This window comes from Escherichia coli, from assembly GCF_036503815.1.
GTDB classification, from domain to species: domain Bacteria; phylum Pseudomonadota; class Gammaproteobacteria; order Enterobacterales; family Enterobacteriaceae; genus Escherichia; species Escherichia coli_F.
The window spans coordinates 2,742,336-2,756,225 of record NZ_AP027764.1 but is presented as its reverse complement, the minus strand read 5'-3'; the positions used below and the strand labels follow the sequence as shown (position 1 = coordinate 2,756,225).

Here is a 13,890-nt window from a genome sequence, read left to right as displayed (position 1 = left end):
TTGCCCAACTTCGCTAAATCTGGTGCTTTTTCAACAACGCGCGGAACTGATGATAGGTTAACCCCAGTAATTCAGCCGCGCGCTTCTGGTTATATTTCCCTTGTTGCAAACTGAGTTGCAGCAACTCTTTTTCCTGCTGCATCTGAAACTCACGTAAATCCAGCGGCAGCGTTGGAAGCGAGGTGGTTTCTGAAACGGCGATAGCGTCTTCAGGCGGACGCCGTTTAAAGGGATCAATAATAATGTCATCAAGCGGATAATCGCTGGTGCCGTGGCGATACACCGAACGTTCCACCACGTTTTTCAATTCACGAATATTTCCCGGCCAGCGATAATTCAGCAATGTTTCTCTGGCGCGCTCCGTAAAACCCGGGAACAGAGGCAGCTTGATTTCCCGACACATCTGAATGGCAAAGTGTTCTGCCATCAGCATAATGTCGCTTTCGCGCTCGCGCAGGGGCGGCAGTTGCACTACATCGAAAGCCAGCCGGTCGAGCAGGTCAGCGCGAAAAGTACCTTCATTGACCATCGCCGGGAGATCGGCATTCGTCGCGCATACCAACCGCACATTCACCTGTAATGGCTGGCTGCCGCCAACGCGCTCCAGTTCACCGTACTCAATCACGCGCAATAATTTCTCCTGTACCATCATCGGTGCCGTAGCGAGTTCATCAAGAAATAGCGTACCGCCGTCGGCACGTTCAAATCTCCCTGGATGACGTTTTTGCGCACCGGTAAACGCGCCCGCTTCGTGACCAAACAGTTCGGAATCCAGCAGATTTTCATTTAACGCCGCGCAGTTAAGGGAAATAAACGGCCCCTGCCAACGGGAGGAGAGATAATGCAGACGGCTGGCAATCAGCTCTTTACCTGTGCCGCGCTCGCCGATGATGAGCACCGGTTTGTCCAGCGGTGCGAGATGCGAAACCTGTTCCAGCACTTCGAGAAAGCTGTTCGCCTCACCGAGTAAATTATCTTTGTATTCTGCCATGATGAAATTCGCCACTTGTTAGTGTAATTCGCTAACTCATCCTGGCATGTTGCTGTTGATTCTTCAATCAGATCTTTATAAATCAAAAAGATAAAAAATTGGCACGCAAATTGTATTAATAGTTCAGCAGGACAATCCTGAACGCAGAAATCAAGAGGACAACATTATGGGTATTTTTTCTCGCTTTGCCGACATCGTGAATGCCAACATCAACGCTCTGTTAGAGAAAGCGGAAGATCCACAGAAACTGGTGCGTCTGATGATCCAGGAGATGGAAGATACACTGGTTGAAGTACGTTCTACTTCGGCGCGTGCGCTGGCAGAAAAGAAACAGCTGACTCGCCGTATTGAACAAGCGTCGGCGCGTGAAGTTGAATGGCAGGAAAAAGCCGAACTGGCACTGCTGAAAGAGAGAGAAGACCTGGCGCGTGCGGCGTTAATTGAAAAACAGAAACTGACCGATCTGATTAAGAGCCTGGAACATGAAGTGACGCTGGTGGACGATACGCTGGCACGCATGAAGAAAGAGATTGGCGAGCTGGAAAACAAATTGAGCGAAACACGCGCTCGCCAGCAGGCATTGATGTTACGCCATCAGGCCGCAAACTCGTCTCGCGATGTGCGTCGTCAGCTGGACAGTGGCAAACTGGATGAAGCAATGGCTCGTTTCGAATCTTTCGAACGTCGAATTGACCAGATGGAAGCGGAAGCAGAAAGCCACAGCTTCGGTAAACAAAAATCGCTGGACGATCAGTTTGCCGAACTGAAAGCCGATGATGCAATCAGCGAGCAACTGGCACAATTAAAAGCCAAAATGAAGCAAGACAATCAATAATAACATCCAGGCGGCGTCCGAACGCGCCGCCGCTCATCGTCTAAGGAGTCCTTATGAGCGCGCTATTTCTGGCTATTCCGTTAACCATTTTTGTGCTGTTTGTTTTACCGATCTGGTTATGGCTGCATTACAGTAATCGTTCTGGTCGCAGTGAATTGTCGCAAAGTGAGCAGCAGCGATTAGCGCAACTGGCTGATGAAGCAAAACGGATGCGCGAACGTATTCAGGCGCTGGAATCCATTCTTGATGCAGAACATCCGAACTGGAGGGATCGCTAATGGCGGGCATTAATCTCAATAAAAAATTATGGCGTATTCCACAGCGGGGCATGGTACGCGGCGTCTGCGCCGGGATTGCCAACTATTTTGATGTACCGGTAAAACTGGTGCGTATCCTGGTGGTGCTGTCGATTTTCTTCGGTCTGGCGCTGTTTACCCTGGTTGCTTACATCATTTTGTCATTTGCGCTTGATCCAATGCCGGACAACATGGCCTTTGGTGAGCAGCTACCTTCCAGCAGCGAATTGCTGGATGATGTCGACCGTGAACTGGCGGCAAGTGAAACGCGTTTACGCGAGATGGAACGTTATGTCACTTCCGATACTTTCACGTTACGTAGCCGTTTCCGTCAACTGTGAGGAAAGTTATGAATACTCGCTGGCAACAGGCCGGGCAAAAGGTGAAGCCTGTTTTCAAATTAGCAGGCAAGCTGGTACTTCTTACCGCACTGCGCTATGGCCCGGCGGGTGTAGCTGGTTGGGCGATAAAATCAGTTGCTCGCCGACCGCTGAAAATGTTGCTGGCCGTGGCGCTGGAACCGCTGTTAAGTCGGGCTGCCAATAAACTGGCGCAGCGTTATAAAAGGTGAGGGGAGTTTCGCAAAAATTGTTAAAGCTAAGGCGTATTATGGATGGCAATTTTCATCCATAGAAGGACGCTTACATGTTTAAAAAAGGCTTACTTGCTCTGACACTGGTGTTTTCACTGCCCGTTTTCGCCGCTGAACACTGGATCGATGTTCGTGTTCCAGAGCAGTATCAGCAAGAGCACGTTCAGGGAGCCATCAATATTCCCCTGAAGGAAGTGAAAGAGCGCATTGCCACCGCCGTTCCGGATAAAAACGACACCGTGAAAGTGTATTGCAATGCCGGACGCCAGTCAGGGCAGGCAAAAGAGATCCTTAGCGAGATGGGATATACCCACGTTGAGAACGCTGGCGGCCTGAAAGACATCGCAATGCCGAAGGTCAAAGGTTAAAAGAATCCACCCTAAGCGGCGCTTATGCGCCGTTTACTTTTTCTGTCACACCTTATTTACATCCCCATAGATTATTTGCGTCAGCTCACAAATACGCTTTTTCCCTGGTAAAAAATGATTTCCTGCGTGACTAAAACCCTTGTGCTCAATTGACAGTTTATTTTCTGCGGAGTAGTCTCTCGTTTCATGGGACCGCTACCACGGAAAGGCAACATGAAACAGAAAATTACGGATTACCTGGACGAAATCTACGGTGGAACATTTACCGCGACTCATTTACAGAAACTTGTAACGCGTCTTGAGAGTGCGAAAAGATTAATTACACAGCGACGTAAAAAACACTGGGATGAAAGTGATGTCGTGTTAATTACCTATGCCGATCAATTTCACAGTAATGATTTAAAACCACTACCCACATTTAATCAGTTTTACCATCACTGGCTGCAAAGCATTTTTTCACATGTTCATTTGTTGCCGTTTTATCCATGGTCATCTGATGATGGCTTTTCGGTAATTGATTATCATCAGGTCGCCAGTGAAGCGGGGGAGTGGCAGGATATTCAGCAGCTCGGTGAATGCAGCCATTTGATGTTTGATTTTGTCTGCAACCATATGTCGGCTAAAAGTGAATGGTTTAAAAACTATTTACAACAAAAGCCAGGCTTTGAAGATTTTTTTATTGCCGTTGACCCGCAAACCGATCTTAGCGCCGTCACTCGCCCACGCGCGTTACCCTTATTAACGCCGTTTCAAATGAACGATAATTCAACGCGCCATTTATGGACAACATTTAGCGACGATCAAATTGACCTCAATTATCGCAGCCCAGATGTATTACTGGCGATGGTAGATGTGCTGTTGTGTTACCTGGAAAAAGGCGCAGAGTATGTCCGTCTGGATGCCGTTGGCTTTATGTGGAAAGAGCCGGGAACGAGTTGCATCCACCTGGATAAAACACATCAAATTATCAAACTGTTACGCGCCATTACTGATAGCGTCGCGCCGGGGACAGTCATCATTACTGAGACCAATGTCCCGCATAAAGACAACATTGCTTACTTTGGCAACGGCGATGACGAAGCGCATATGGTGTACCAGTTCTCACTGCCGCCGCTGGTGTTACATGCGGTGCAAAAACAGAACGTCCAGGCGCTGTGCCAGTGGGCGCAAAGTCTGACGTTGCCTTCCAGCAAAACCACCTGGTTTAACTTCCTCGCGTCTCATGATGGTATTGGACTTAACCCACTGCGTGGCTTGCTACCCGAAAGCGAAATATTAGCGCTGGTCGAGGCATTACAGCAGGAAGGGGCATTAGTAAACTGGAAAAATAATCCCGATGGTACGCGCAGTCCCTATGAAATAAATGTCACCTATATGGATGCGTTAAGCCGCCGCGAGAGTAGCGATGAAGAGCGGTGTGCCAGGTTTATCCTTGCCCATGCGATTTTGTTAAGTTTCCCCGGTGTGCCAGCGATATATATTCAAAGTATTCTTGGCTCGCGTAATGATTACGCAGGTGTCGAAAAACTGGGATATAACCGTGCGATTAACCGTAAAAAATATCACAATGAAGAGATAACGCGAGAACTGAACGATGAAGATACATTAAGGCATGCGGTATATCATCAGTTGTCGCATTTAATTACACTTCGTTGCAGTCATAACGAGTTTCATCCGGATAATGATTTTACCATCGATACGGTTAATTCATCCGTAATGCGTATTCAAAGAAGCAACGCGGATAGTAATTGTCTGACAGGATTGTTTAATGTCAGTGAAAATATTCAGCATATAAATATTACTGATCTGCACGGTCGGGATCTGATTAGTGAAGTTGATATAGTGGGTAATGATATAACGCTGCGCCCCTGGCAGGTTATGTGGATTAAATAAAAAGGAACATCTCATGATTAAATCAAAAATCGTGCTGTTATCAGCACTGGTTTCCTGCGCCCTGATTTCAGGTTGTAAAGAAGAAAATAAAACGAATGTTTCCATCGAGTTTATGCATTCTTCGGTGGAACAGGAACGCCAGGCGGTAATTAGTCAGTTAATTGCGCGTTTTGAAAAAGAAAACCCAGGCATCACTGTTAAACAAGTGCCGGTGGAAGAAGATGCCTATAACACCAAAGTCATCACCCTTTCCCGTAGCGGCTCGCTGCCGGAAGTGATCGAAACCAGCCATGACTACGCGAAAGTGATGGACAAAGAACAGCTTATCGATCGCAAAGCGGTTGCTACGGTCATCAGTAATGTCGGTGAAGGCGCGTTTTATGACGGCGTTCTGCGGATTGTGCGCACCGAAGATGGTAGCGCCTGGACCGGTGTTCCTGTCAGCGCATGGATTGGCGGTATCTGGTATCGCAAAGATGTCCTGGCAAAAGCCGGGCTGGATGAGCCGAAAAACTGGCAACAGTTGCTGGATGTCGCACAGAAACTGAACGATCCGGCGAATAAAAAATACGGTATTGCACTGCCGACGGCAGAAAGCGTACTGACGGAACAATCGTTCTCCCAGTTTGCGTTATCCAATCAGGCCAACGTTTTTAACGCCGAAGGCAAAATCACCCTTGATACGCCGGAGATGATGCAGGCGCTGACCTATTACCGCGACCTTGCTGCCAACACCATGCCGGGTTCTAACGACATTATGGAAGTGAAAGACGCCTTTATGAACGGCACCGCGCCGATGGCGATTTACTCCACCTACATCCTTCCGGCTGTGATTAAAGAAGGCGACCCGAAAAATGTCGGTTTCGTGGTGCCAACCGAGAAAAACTCGGCGGTCTACGGCATGTTGACATCGCTGACCATTACCGCCGGGCAAAAAAGCGAAGAGACGGAAGCGGCGGAAAAATTTGTCACCTTTATGGAGCAGGCGGACAACATTGCCGACTGGGTGATGATGTCGCCAGGCGCGGCGCTGCCGGTGAACAAAGCGGTTGTGACGACTGCCACCTGGAAAGATAACGACGTGATTAAGGCGCTGGGAGACTTGCCGAATCAGTTGATTAGCGAACTGCCAAACATTCAGGTCTTTGGTGCGGTAGGGGACAAAAACTTTACCCGCATGGGCGATGTCACGGGGTCTGGTGTGGTGAGTTCAATGGTGCATAACGTCACCGTGGGGAAAGCCGATCTCTCAACCACGCTGCAAGCGAGCCAGAAAAAGCTGGATGAACTGATCGAACAGCACTAATCCCAGGACAGGAATCCGCAATGAACAGGCTTTTTTCAGGTCGTTCCGATATGCCCTTTGCGCTGCTGCTTCTCGCGCCCAGCTTATTACTGCTGGGCGGTCTGGTGGCGTGGCCAATGGTGTCGAATATCGAAATCAGTTTTTTACGTCTGCCGCTTAATCCCAACATCGAGTCAACGTTTGTTGGGGTGAGCAACTATGTGCGTATTCTCTCCGATCCCGGCTTCTGGCACTCGCTGTGGATGACGGTCTGGTATACCGCGCTGGTGGTGGCAGGTAGCACCGTGCTCGGCCTGGCGGTGGCGATGTTTTTCAACCGCGAGTTTCGCCTGCGCAAAACCGCGCGTTCGTTGGTGATCCTCTCCTACGTAACGCCGTCCATTTCGCTGGTGTTCGCCTGGAAATACATGTTCAACAACGGCTACGGCATTGTGAACTACCTCGGCGTCGATCTTCTGCATCTCTATGAGCAGGCGCCGCTGTGGTTCGATAACCCGGGCAGTAGTTTTGTGCTGGTGGTGCTGTTCGCCATCTGGCGCTACTTCCCTTATGCCTTTATCTCGTTTCTGGCGATTTTGCAGACTATTGATAAATCGCTGTACGAAGCGGCAGAGATGGACGGCGCGAATGCCTGGCAACGGTTTCGCATCGTCACGCTGCCCGCGATTATGCCGGTCCTGGCGACGGTGGTGACTCTGCGTACCATCTGGATGTTCTACATGTTCGCTGACGTTTATTTGCTGACGACCAAGGTCGATATTCTCGGCGTCTATCTCTACAAAACCGCCTTTGCCTTTAATGACTTAGGGAAAGCGGCGGCGATCTCAGTGGTGCTCTTCATCATTATTTTCGCTGTCATTCTGCTGACCAGAAAACGGGTGAACCTCAATGGCAACAAATAAACGCACACTCAGTCGCATCGGTTTTTACTGCGGGCTGGCGCTGTTTCTCATCATCACGCTGTTTCCCTTTTTTGTGATGCTGATGACCTCGTTCAAAAGCGCGAAAGAGGCGATCTCGCTGCATCCTACGCTGCTGCCACAGCAGTGGACGCTGGAGCATTACGTCGACATTTTTAATCCGGTGATTTTCCCGTTTGTCGATTATTTCCGTAACAGCCTGGTGGTGTCGGTAGTTTCATCCGTGATAGCAGTATTTCTCGGCATTCTCGGGGCTTACGCGCTTTCCCGCCTGCGCTTTAAAGGGCGAATGACCATCAACGCCAGCTTCTACACGGTGTACATGTTCTCCGGCATTTTGCTGGTGGTGCCGCTGTTCAAAATCATCACCGCGCTTGGCGTTTACGACACCGAGATGGCGCTGATCATCACCATGGTGACGCAAACCCTGCCTACCGCCGTGTTTATGCTGAAAAGCTACTTCGACACCATCCCCGATGAAATCGAAGAAGCGGCGATGATGGATGGCCTCAACCGGCTGCAAATCATCTTCCGCATCACGGTACCGCTGGCGATGTCCGGGCTGATATCCGTGTTCGTCTACTGCTTTATGGTGGCATGGAACGACTATCTGTTTGCCTCGATTTTCCTCTCCAGCGCCAGCAATTTCACTTTACCGGTAGGCCTGAACGCGCTGTTCAGTACCCCTGATTACATCTGGGGCCGAATGATGGCGGCCTCGCTGGTGACCGCATTGCCGGTGGTGATTATGTATGCACTTTCGGAACGTTTTATTAAGAGTGGTTTGACCGCCGGTGGCGTGAAGGGCTAAAGCGGCCAGTTTCTTGACAAGGAGTTTTACATGAAAAAGTTAGTAGCCACAGCACCGCGCGTTGCCGCGTTGGTGGAGTATGAAGACAGGGCGATTTCAGCCAATGAAGTGAAGATCCGCGTGCGTTTCGGCGCGCCGAAACACGGGACGGAAGTGGTCGATTTCCGCGCCGCCAGCCCGTTTATCGATGAAGACTTTAATGGCGAATGGCAGATGTTCACCCCCCGTCCGGCAGATGCGCCGCGCGGCATTGAGTTTGGCAAGTTCCAGCTTGGCAACATGGTGGTTGGCGACATTATCGAGTGCGGCAGCGACGTTACCGACTACGCGGTGGGTGACAGCGTATGCGGCTACGGCCCGCTTTCCGAAACGGTCATCATTAACGCGGTGAATAACTACAAACTGCGCAAAATGCCGCAAGGTAGCTCGTGGAAAAACGCCGTCTGTTACGACCCGGCGCAGTTTGCCATGAGCGGCGTGCGCGATGCCAACGTGCGCGTGGGCGATTTTGTGGTGGTGGTAGGGCTTGGCGCGATTGGTCAAATTGCCATTCAACTGGCAAAACGCGCTGGCGCGTCGGTGGTGATTGGTGTCGATCCTATCGCTCATCGCTGTGATATTGCCCGTCGCCACGGGGCGGATTTCTGCCTTAACCCCATTGGCACGGATGTAGGCAAAGAGATTAAAACGCTGACCGGCAAGCAGGGTGCCGATGTGATTATCGAAACCAGCGGCTACGCCGACGCGCTGCAATCGGCACTGCGCGGCCTGGCTTATGGCGGCACCATCTCCTATGTTGCGTTTGCCAAACCATTTGCCGAAGGTTTCAACCTCGGACGTGAAGCGCATTTCAACAACGCCAAAATTGTCTTCTCTCGTGCGTGCAGTGAACCGAACCCGGATTATCCGCGCTGGAGCCGCAAGCGTATTGAAGAAACCTGCTGGGAACTGCTGATGAACGGTTATCTCAATTGTGAAGATTTAATCGACCCGGTGGTGACCTTTGCTAACAGCCCGGAAAGCTACATGCAGTATGTCGACCAGCATCCGGAACAGAGCATCAAAATGGGCGTAACTTTTTAATTCTAAGGACGGAAAAATGAAAATCGGTACACAGAATCAGGCGTTCTTTCCGGAAAATATTCTGGAGAAATTTCGTTATATCAAAGAGATGGGTTTTGATGGCTTTGAGATTGACGGCAAACTGCTGGTTAACAATATCGAAGAAGTCAAAGCAGCGATCAAAGAAACCGGTTTACCGGTGACCACCGCCTGCGGCGGCTATGACGGCTGGATTGGCGACTTTATCGAAGAGCGTCGTCTTAATGGTTTAAAGCAGATCGAGCGCATTCTTGAGGCGCTGGCGGAAGTGGGCGGCAAAGGTATTGTCGTTCCAGCAGCGTGGGGCATGTTTACCTTTCGCTTACCGCCGATGACCTCGCCGCGCAGCCTGGACGGCGATCGTCAAATGGTGAGCGATTCCCTTCGTTTCCTGGAAAAGGTGGCCGCGCGTACCGGGACGGTGGTGTATCTCGAACCACTAAACCGCTATCAGGACCACATGATCAACACGCTCGCCGATGCTCGTCGTTACATCGTCGAAAACAACTTTAAACATGTGCAGATTATCGGCGATTTCTATCACATGAACATCGAAGAGGATAACCTGGCGCAGGCGCTGCATGACAACCGTGACCTGCTTGGTCATGTGCATATTGCCGATAACCATCGCTATCAGCCGGGCAGCGGCACCCTCGATTTCCACGCGCTGTTTGAACAGCTGCGCGCCGATAACTATCAGGGCTATGTGGTGTATGAAGGGCGCATTCGGGCAGAAGATCCTGCTCAGGCGTACCGTGATTCTTTGGCCTGGTTGCGCACCTGCTAAGAGGTCTTTGTGAAAAGTGCAATGACAAGCTCTCCGCTGCGGGTCGCGATAATAGGCGCGGGCCAGGTGGCGGATAAGGTTCATGCTTCGTACTACTGCACCCGCAACGATCTGGAACTGGTGGCTGTCTGTGACAGCCGCCTTTCCCAGGCGCAGGCGTTGGCAGAGAAATACGGGAACGCATCCGTGTGGGACGATCCGCAGGCCATGCTGCTGGCGGTAAAACCTGACGTGGTAAGCGTCTGTTCACCTAACCGTTTTCATTACGAGCATACCCTGATGGCGCTGGAGGCAGGCTGCCATGTGATGTGCGAGAAACCGCCCGCCATGACGCCGGAACAGGCGCGGGAGATGTGTGATACCGCGCGTAAACAGGGCAAGGTGCTGGCCTACGACTTTCACCATCGTTTTGCCCTTGATACGCAACAACTGCGTGAACAGGTGACCAACGGCGTTTTGGGGGAGATTTACGTCACGACCGCCCGCGCCCTGCGTCGCTGCGGCGTTCCCGGTTGGGGTGTCTTTACCAATAAAGAACTTCAGGGTGGCGGCCCGCTGATCGACATCGGCATTCATATGCTGGATGCCGCGATGTATGTGCTGGGCTTTCCGGCGGTGAAAAGCGTGAATGCGCACAGCTTTCAAAAGATCGGCCCGCAAAAGAGCTGTGGTCAATTTGGTGAGTGGGACCCGGCAACCTACAGCGTCGAAGATTCGCTGTTTGGCACCATTGAATTTCATAACGGCGGCATTCTTTGGCTGGAGACATCATTTGCACTCAACATCCGCGAACAGTCGATTATGAACGTCAGCTTTTGCGGTGATAAAGCCGGAGCCACGCTGTTTCCGGCGCATATCTATACCGATAACAACGGTGAATTAATGACGCTGATGCAACGGGAACTGGCCGACGACAACCGTCATTTGCGCAGCATGGAAGCCTTTATCAATCACGTACAGGGCAAGCCAGTGATGATTGCCGACGCCGAACAAGGGTACATCATCCAGCAACTGGTGGCGGCGCTGTATCAATCCGCAGAAACAGGGACGCGTGTGGAATTATGACCAGGCCAGTAACATTAACGGAACCCCATTTCAGCCAGCATACCCTGAATAAATATGCCTCATTAATGGCGCAGGGAAACGGCTATCTTGGGCTTCGTGCCAGCCATGAAGAAGATTACACGCGGCAGACGCGCGGCATGTATCTGGCAGGGCTTTATCATCGAGCCGGGAAAGGTGAAATCAACGAACTGGTGAATCTGCCAGACGTGGTGGGAATGGAAATTACCCTAAACGGGGAGATTTTTTCGTTATCCCGCGAAGCGTGGCAGCGTGAGCTTGACTTTGCCAGTGGAGAATTACGCCGCAGTGTTATCTGGCGCACCAGCGACGGCGCAGGGTTCACCATTGAAAGCCGTCGTTTTGTTTCGACAGATCAACTGCCGCTGATCGCGCTGGAAATCAGTATTACCCCGCTGGACGCCGAGGCATCAGTGCTGATCTCAACAGGCATTGACGCCACGCAAACTAACCATGGTCGCCAGCATCTTGATGAAACCCAGGTGCGCGTGTTTGGCCAGCACCTGATGCAGGGGATCTACACCACCCAGGATGGGCGCAGTGATGTGGCCATCAGCTGTCACTGTCAGGCGAGTGGTGACGTTCAGCAGTGCTATACCGCAAAAGAGCGCCGTTTGCTGCAACATACCAGCGCGCAACTTCGCACAGGTGAAACACTGACCCTGCAAAAGCGGGTGTGGATTGACTGGCGGGACGACCGACAAGCTGCTTTAGACGAGTGGGGCAGTGTGTCGCTTCGCCAGCTCGAAATGTGTACACAACAGAGTTATGACCAACTTCTTGCAGCATCGACAGAAAACTGGCAGCAATGGTGGCAGAAACGTCGTATCACGGTAAACAGTTGCGATGCGCACGATCAGCGGGCGTTAGACTATGCGCTTTATCATTTGCGTATTATGACGCCCGCCCATGACGAGCGTAGCAGCATTGCGGCAAAAGCCTTAACCGGCGAAGGCTACAAAGGCCACGTTTTCTGGGATACGGAAGTGTTCCTGCTGCCGTTCCATCTGTTTAGCGAACCGACGATTGCCCGAAGTTTACTGCGCTATCGCTGGCACAACTTGCCTGGCGCGCAGGAGAAAGCGCGACGCAATGGCTGGCAGGGCGCGCAGTTTCCGTGGGAGAGCGCACGTAGCGGGGAAGAAGAAACGCCGGAATTTGCCGCCATTAACATTCGTACCGGGCTGCGGCAAAAAGTGGCCTCAGCGCAGGCAGAACATCATCTGGTTGCCGATATCGCCTGGGCGGTTATTCAATACTGGCATGTAACGGGGGATGAAAGCTTCATTGCTCACGAAGGCATGGCGCTACTGCTGGAGACCGCAAAGTTCTGGATTAGCCGTGCGGTAAGGGTTAACGATCGTCTGGAAATTCATGATGTTATTGGGCCAGACGAATATACCGAACACGTCAATAATAACGCATACACCAGTTATATGGCCTGCTACAACGTCCAACAGGCACTGAATATTGCTCGCCAGTTTGGCTGTAGCGACGATGCGTTTATTCATCGTGCCGACATGTTCCTCAAAGAGCTGTGGATGCCAGAAATTCAGCCCGACGGCGTTTTGCCGCAGGATGATTCGTTTATGGCGAAACCGGCGATAGATCTGGCGAAATACAAAGCGGCGGCAGGCAAACAAACCATTCTGCTGGATTATTCACGCGCAGAAGTGAACGAGATGCAGATCCTCAAGCAGGCCGATGTGGTGATGCTCAATTACATGCTACCAGAACAATTTTCAGCGGCCTCTTGTCTCGCCAATCTGCAATTTTATGAACCGCGCACCATTCACGACTCGTCATTGAGTAAAGCGATCCACGGCATTGTTGCCGCGCGTTGTGGCTTGCTTGCGCAGAGTTACCCGTTCTGGCGCGAGGGGAGTGAAATCGATCTTGGTGCTGATCCGCATAGCTGCGATGACGGTATCCATGCCGCCGCAACTGGCGCTATCTGGCTGGGGGCGATTCAGGGTTTTGCCGGAGTCAGCGTGCGCGACGGCGAATTACATCTGAACCCAGTGTTACCTGAGCAGTGGCAACAGTTATCTTTCCCTTTGTTCTGGCAGGGCTGCGAATTACAGGTCACTCTCGACGCGCAGCGTATTGCGATTCGAACTTCTGCGCCCGTTGCACTGCGGTTGAACGGTCAGCTTATTTCCGTGACTGAAGAATCTGTTTTCTGTTTGGGTGATTTTATTTTGCCCTTCAATGGGACCGCTACCACGCATCAGGAGGATGAATGAAACTACAAGGGGTAATTTTCGATCTGGATGGCGTGATCACCGACACCGCACATCTGCACTTCCAGGCATGGCAGCAGATTGCCGCCGAAATCGGCATCAGCATCGATGCGCAATTTAACGAGACGTTAAAAGGGATCAGCCGCGATGAGTCCCTGCGACGCATTCTGCAACACGGGGGCAAAGAGGGCGACTTTAACGTGCAAGAGCGGGCGCAACTGGCGTATCGCAAAAATCTGCTCTACGTCCACTCACTGCGCGAACTGACGGTTAACGCTGTTCTGCCGGGAATTCGGCCTTTGCTGGCAGATCTTCGGGCGCAAGGCATCCCGGTAGGGCTGGCCTCCGTCTCTCTGAATGCCCCAACAATTTTAGCGGCGCTGGAGCTGCGCGAGTTTTTCACCTTCTGCGCGGACGCTTCCCAACTTAAACACTCGAAACCGGACCCGGAAATCTTTCTCGCCGCCTGTGCCGGGCTGGGCGTGCCGCCGCAGGCATGTATCGGCATTGAAGATGCGCAGGCGGGCATTGACGCCATTAACGCCAGCGGTATGCGCTCGGTGGGGATCGGCGCGGGCTTAACTGGGGCGCAATTACTGTTGCCCTCAACGGAGTCCCTGACCTGGCCGCGGTTATCGGCCTTCTGGCAAAACGTATAGCAAAG

The 13,890-nt window shown here is 51.7% G+C and carries 15 protein-coding genes; 14 read left to right on the top strand and 1 reads right to left on the bottom strand.

What is annotated here, in order from left to right; genetic code table 11:
• Window positions 1-13: 13 nt before the first annotated feature.
• Window positions 14-991, bottom strand: a complete 978-nt coding sequence (pspF, locus tag AABJ99_RS13200) for a phage shock protein operon transcriptional activator (protein WP_000852835.1) — start codon at window positions 989-991, stop codon at window positions 14-16.
• Window positions 992-1,157: 166 nt separating this feature from the next.
• Here pspF and pspA point away from each other — a divergent pair, with 166 nt between their 5' ends.
• The 14 genes from pspA (at window position 1,158) to pgmB (ending at window position 13,885) form a co-directional block, all read left to right on the top strand.
• Window positions 1,158-1,826: a phage shock protein PspA gene (gene pspA / locus AABJ99_RS13195; RefSeq protein ID WP_000511025.1), complete on the top strand. Its 669-nt coding sequence runs from the start codon at window positions 1,158-1,160 to the stop codon at window positions 1,824-1,826.
• Between the two features lie 53 nt (window positions 1,827-1,879).
• Window positions 1,880-2,104, top strand: coding sequence for an envelope stress response membrane protein PspB (pspB, locus tag AABJ99_RS13190; RefSeq protein ID WP_001274963.1), 225 nt, complete (start codon window positions 1,880-1,882; stop codon window positions 2,102-2,104).
• On the top strand, window positions 2,104-2,463 hold the full coding sequence (pspC, locus tag AABJ99_RS13185; RefSeq protein ID WP_039020818.1) for an envelope stress response membrane protein PspC: 360 nt from the start codon (window positions 2,104-2,106) through the stop codon (window positions 2,461-2,463). Before pspB ends, pspC begins: the two co-directional genes overlap by 1 nt.
• Before the next feature lie 8 nt (window positions 2,464-2,471).
• Window positions 2,472-2,693 (top strand): phage shock protein PspD, encoded by a 222-nt coding sequence (gene pspD / locus AABJ99_RS13180; protein WP_039020819.1) that lies wholly within the window; start codon window positions 2,472-2,474, stop codon window positions 2,691-2,693.
• A 74-nt stretch (window positions 2,694-2,767) separates the two neighbouring features.
• Window positions 2,768-3,082: a thiosulfate sulfurtransferase PspE gene (gene pspE / locus AABJ99_RS13175; protein WP_000473128.1), complete on the top strand. Its 315-nt coding sequence runs from the start codon at window positions 2,768-2,770 to the stop codon at window positions 3,080-3,082.
• Between the two features lie 213 nt (window positions 3,083-3,295).
• Window positions 3,296-4,975 (top strand): glucosylglycerate phosphorylase, encoded by a 1,680-nt coding sequence (gene ycjM, locus AABJ99_RS13170; protein WP_039020820.1) that lies wholly within the window; start codon window positions 3,296-3,298, stop codon window positions 4,973-4,975.
• Window positions 4,976-4,988: 13 nt separating this feature from the next.
• Window positions 4,989-6,281, top strand: a complete 1,293-nt coding sequence (gene ycjN / locus AABJ99_RS13165) for an ABC transporter substrate-binding protein (protein ID WP_000597475.1) — start codon at window positions 4,989-4,991, stop codon at window positions 6,279-6,281.
• Between the two features lie 20 nt (window positions 6,282-6,301).
• Window positions 6,302-7,183, top strand: coding sequence for a carbohydrate ABC transporter permease (gene ycjO / locus AABJ99_RS13160; RefSeq protein WP_001080790.1), 882 nt, complete (start codon window positions 6,302-6,304; stop codon window positions 7,181-7,183).
• The gene (gene ycjP, locus AABJ99_RS13155) at window positions 7,170-8,012 is read left to right on the top strand and encodes a carbohydrate ABC transporter permease (protein WP_000224670.1); all 843 of its coding nucleotides are present in this window, start codon (window positions 7,170-7,172) and stop codon (window positions 8,010-8,012) included. Before ycjO ends, ycjP begins: the two co-directional genes overlap by 14 nt.
• A 30-nt stretch (window positions 8,013-8,042) precedes the next feature.
• The gene (ycjQ, locus tag AABJ99_RS13150) at window positions 8,043-9,095 is read left to right on the top strand and encodes a zinc-dependent alcohol dehydrogenase (RefSeq protein WP_039020821.1); all 1,053 of its coding nucleotides are present in this window, start codon (window positions 8,043-8,045) and stop codon (window positions 9,093-9,095) included.
• A gap of 16 nt (window positions 9,096-9,111) precedes the next feature.
• A complete protein-coding gene (ycjR, locus tag AABJ99_RS13145; RefSeq protein ID WP_039020822.1) occupies window positions 9,112-9,900 on the top strand; it encodes a sugar phosphate isomerase/epimerase family protein in 789 nt (262 codons plus the stop codon).
• A 9-nt stretch (window positions 9,901-9,909) separates the two neighbouring features.
• Window positions 9,910-10,965, top strand: a complete 1,056-nt coding sequence (ycjS, locus tag AABJ99_RS13140; RefSeq protein ID WP_039020823.1) for a Gfo/Idh/MocA family protein — start codon at window positions 9,910-9,912, stop codon at window positions 10,963-10,965.
• A complete protein-coding gene (gene ycjT / locus AABJ99_RS13135; RefSeq protein WP_338387357.1) occupies window positions 10,962-13,229 on the top strand; it encodes a glycoside hydrolase family 65 protein in 2,268 nt (755 codons plus the stop codon). Before ycjS ends, ycjT begins: the two co-directional genes overlap by 4 nt.
• Window positions 13,226-13,885, top strand: coding sequence for a beta-phosphoglucomutase (gene pgmB / locus AABJ99_RS13130; protein ID WP_039020825.1), 660 nt, complete (start codon window positions 13,226-13,228; stop codon window positions 13,883-13,885). Before ycjT ends, pgmB begins: the two co-directional genes overlap by 4 nt.
• The last annotated feature ends 5 nt before the right edge of the window (window positions 13,886-13,890 follow it).

Coding starts and splice junctions, on each gene's coding strand:
- pspC (WP_039020818.1), top strand. CDS start 2,104: ATGGCGGGCATTAATCTCAATAAAAAATTATGGCGTATTCCACAGCGG.
- ycjP (WP_000224670.1), top strand. CDS start 7,170: ATGGCAACAAATAAACGCACACTCAGTCGCATCGGTTTTTACTGCGGG.
- pspE (WP_000473128.1), top strand. CDS start 2,768: ATGTTTAAAAAAGGCTTACTTGCTCTGACACTGGTGTTTTCACTGCCC.
- ycjN (WP_000597475.1), top strand. CDS start 4,989: ATGATTAAATCAAAAATCGTGCTGTTATCAGCACTGGTTTCCTGCGCC.
- pspD (WP_039020819.1), top strand. CDS start 2,472: ATGAATACTCGCTGGCAACAGGCCGGGCAAAAGGTGAAGCCTGTTTTC.
- ycjT (WP_338387357.1), top strand. CDS start 10,962: ATGACCAGGCCAGTAACATTAACGGAACCCCATTTCAGCCAGCATACC.
- pspB (WP_001274963.1), top strand. CDS start 1,880: ATGAGCGCGCTATTTCTGGCTATTCCGTTAACCATTTTTGTGCTGTTT.
- pspF (WP_000852835.1), bottom strand. CDS start 991: ATGGCAGAATACAAAGATAATTTACTCGGTGAGGCGAACAGCTTTCTC.
- ycjQ (WP_039020821.1), top strand. CDS start 8,043: ATGAAAAAGTTAGTAGCCACAGCACCGCGCGTTGCCGCGTTGGTGGAG.
- pspA (WP_000511025.1), top strand. CDS start 1,158: ATGGGTATTTTTTCTCGCTTTGCCGACATCGTGAATGCCAACATCAAC.
- ycjM (WP_039020820.1), top strand. CDS start 3,296: ATGAAACAGAAAATTACGGATTACCTGGACGAAATCTACGGTGGAACA.
- ycjR (WP_039020822.1), top strand. CDS start 9,112: ATGAAAATCGGTACACAGAATCAGGCGTTCTTTCCGGAAAATATTCTG.
- ycjO (WP_001080790.1), top strand. CDS start 6,302: ATGAACAGGCTTTTTTCAGGTCGTTCCGATATGCCCTTTGCGCTGCTG.
- pgmB (WP_039020825.1), top strand. CDS start 13,226: ATGAAACTACAAGGGGTAATTTTCGATCTGGATGGCGTGATCACCGAC.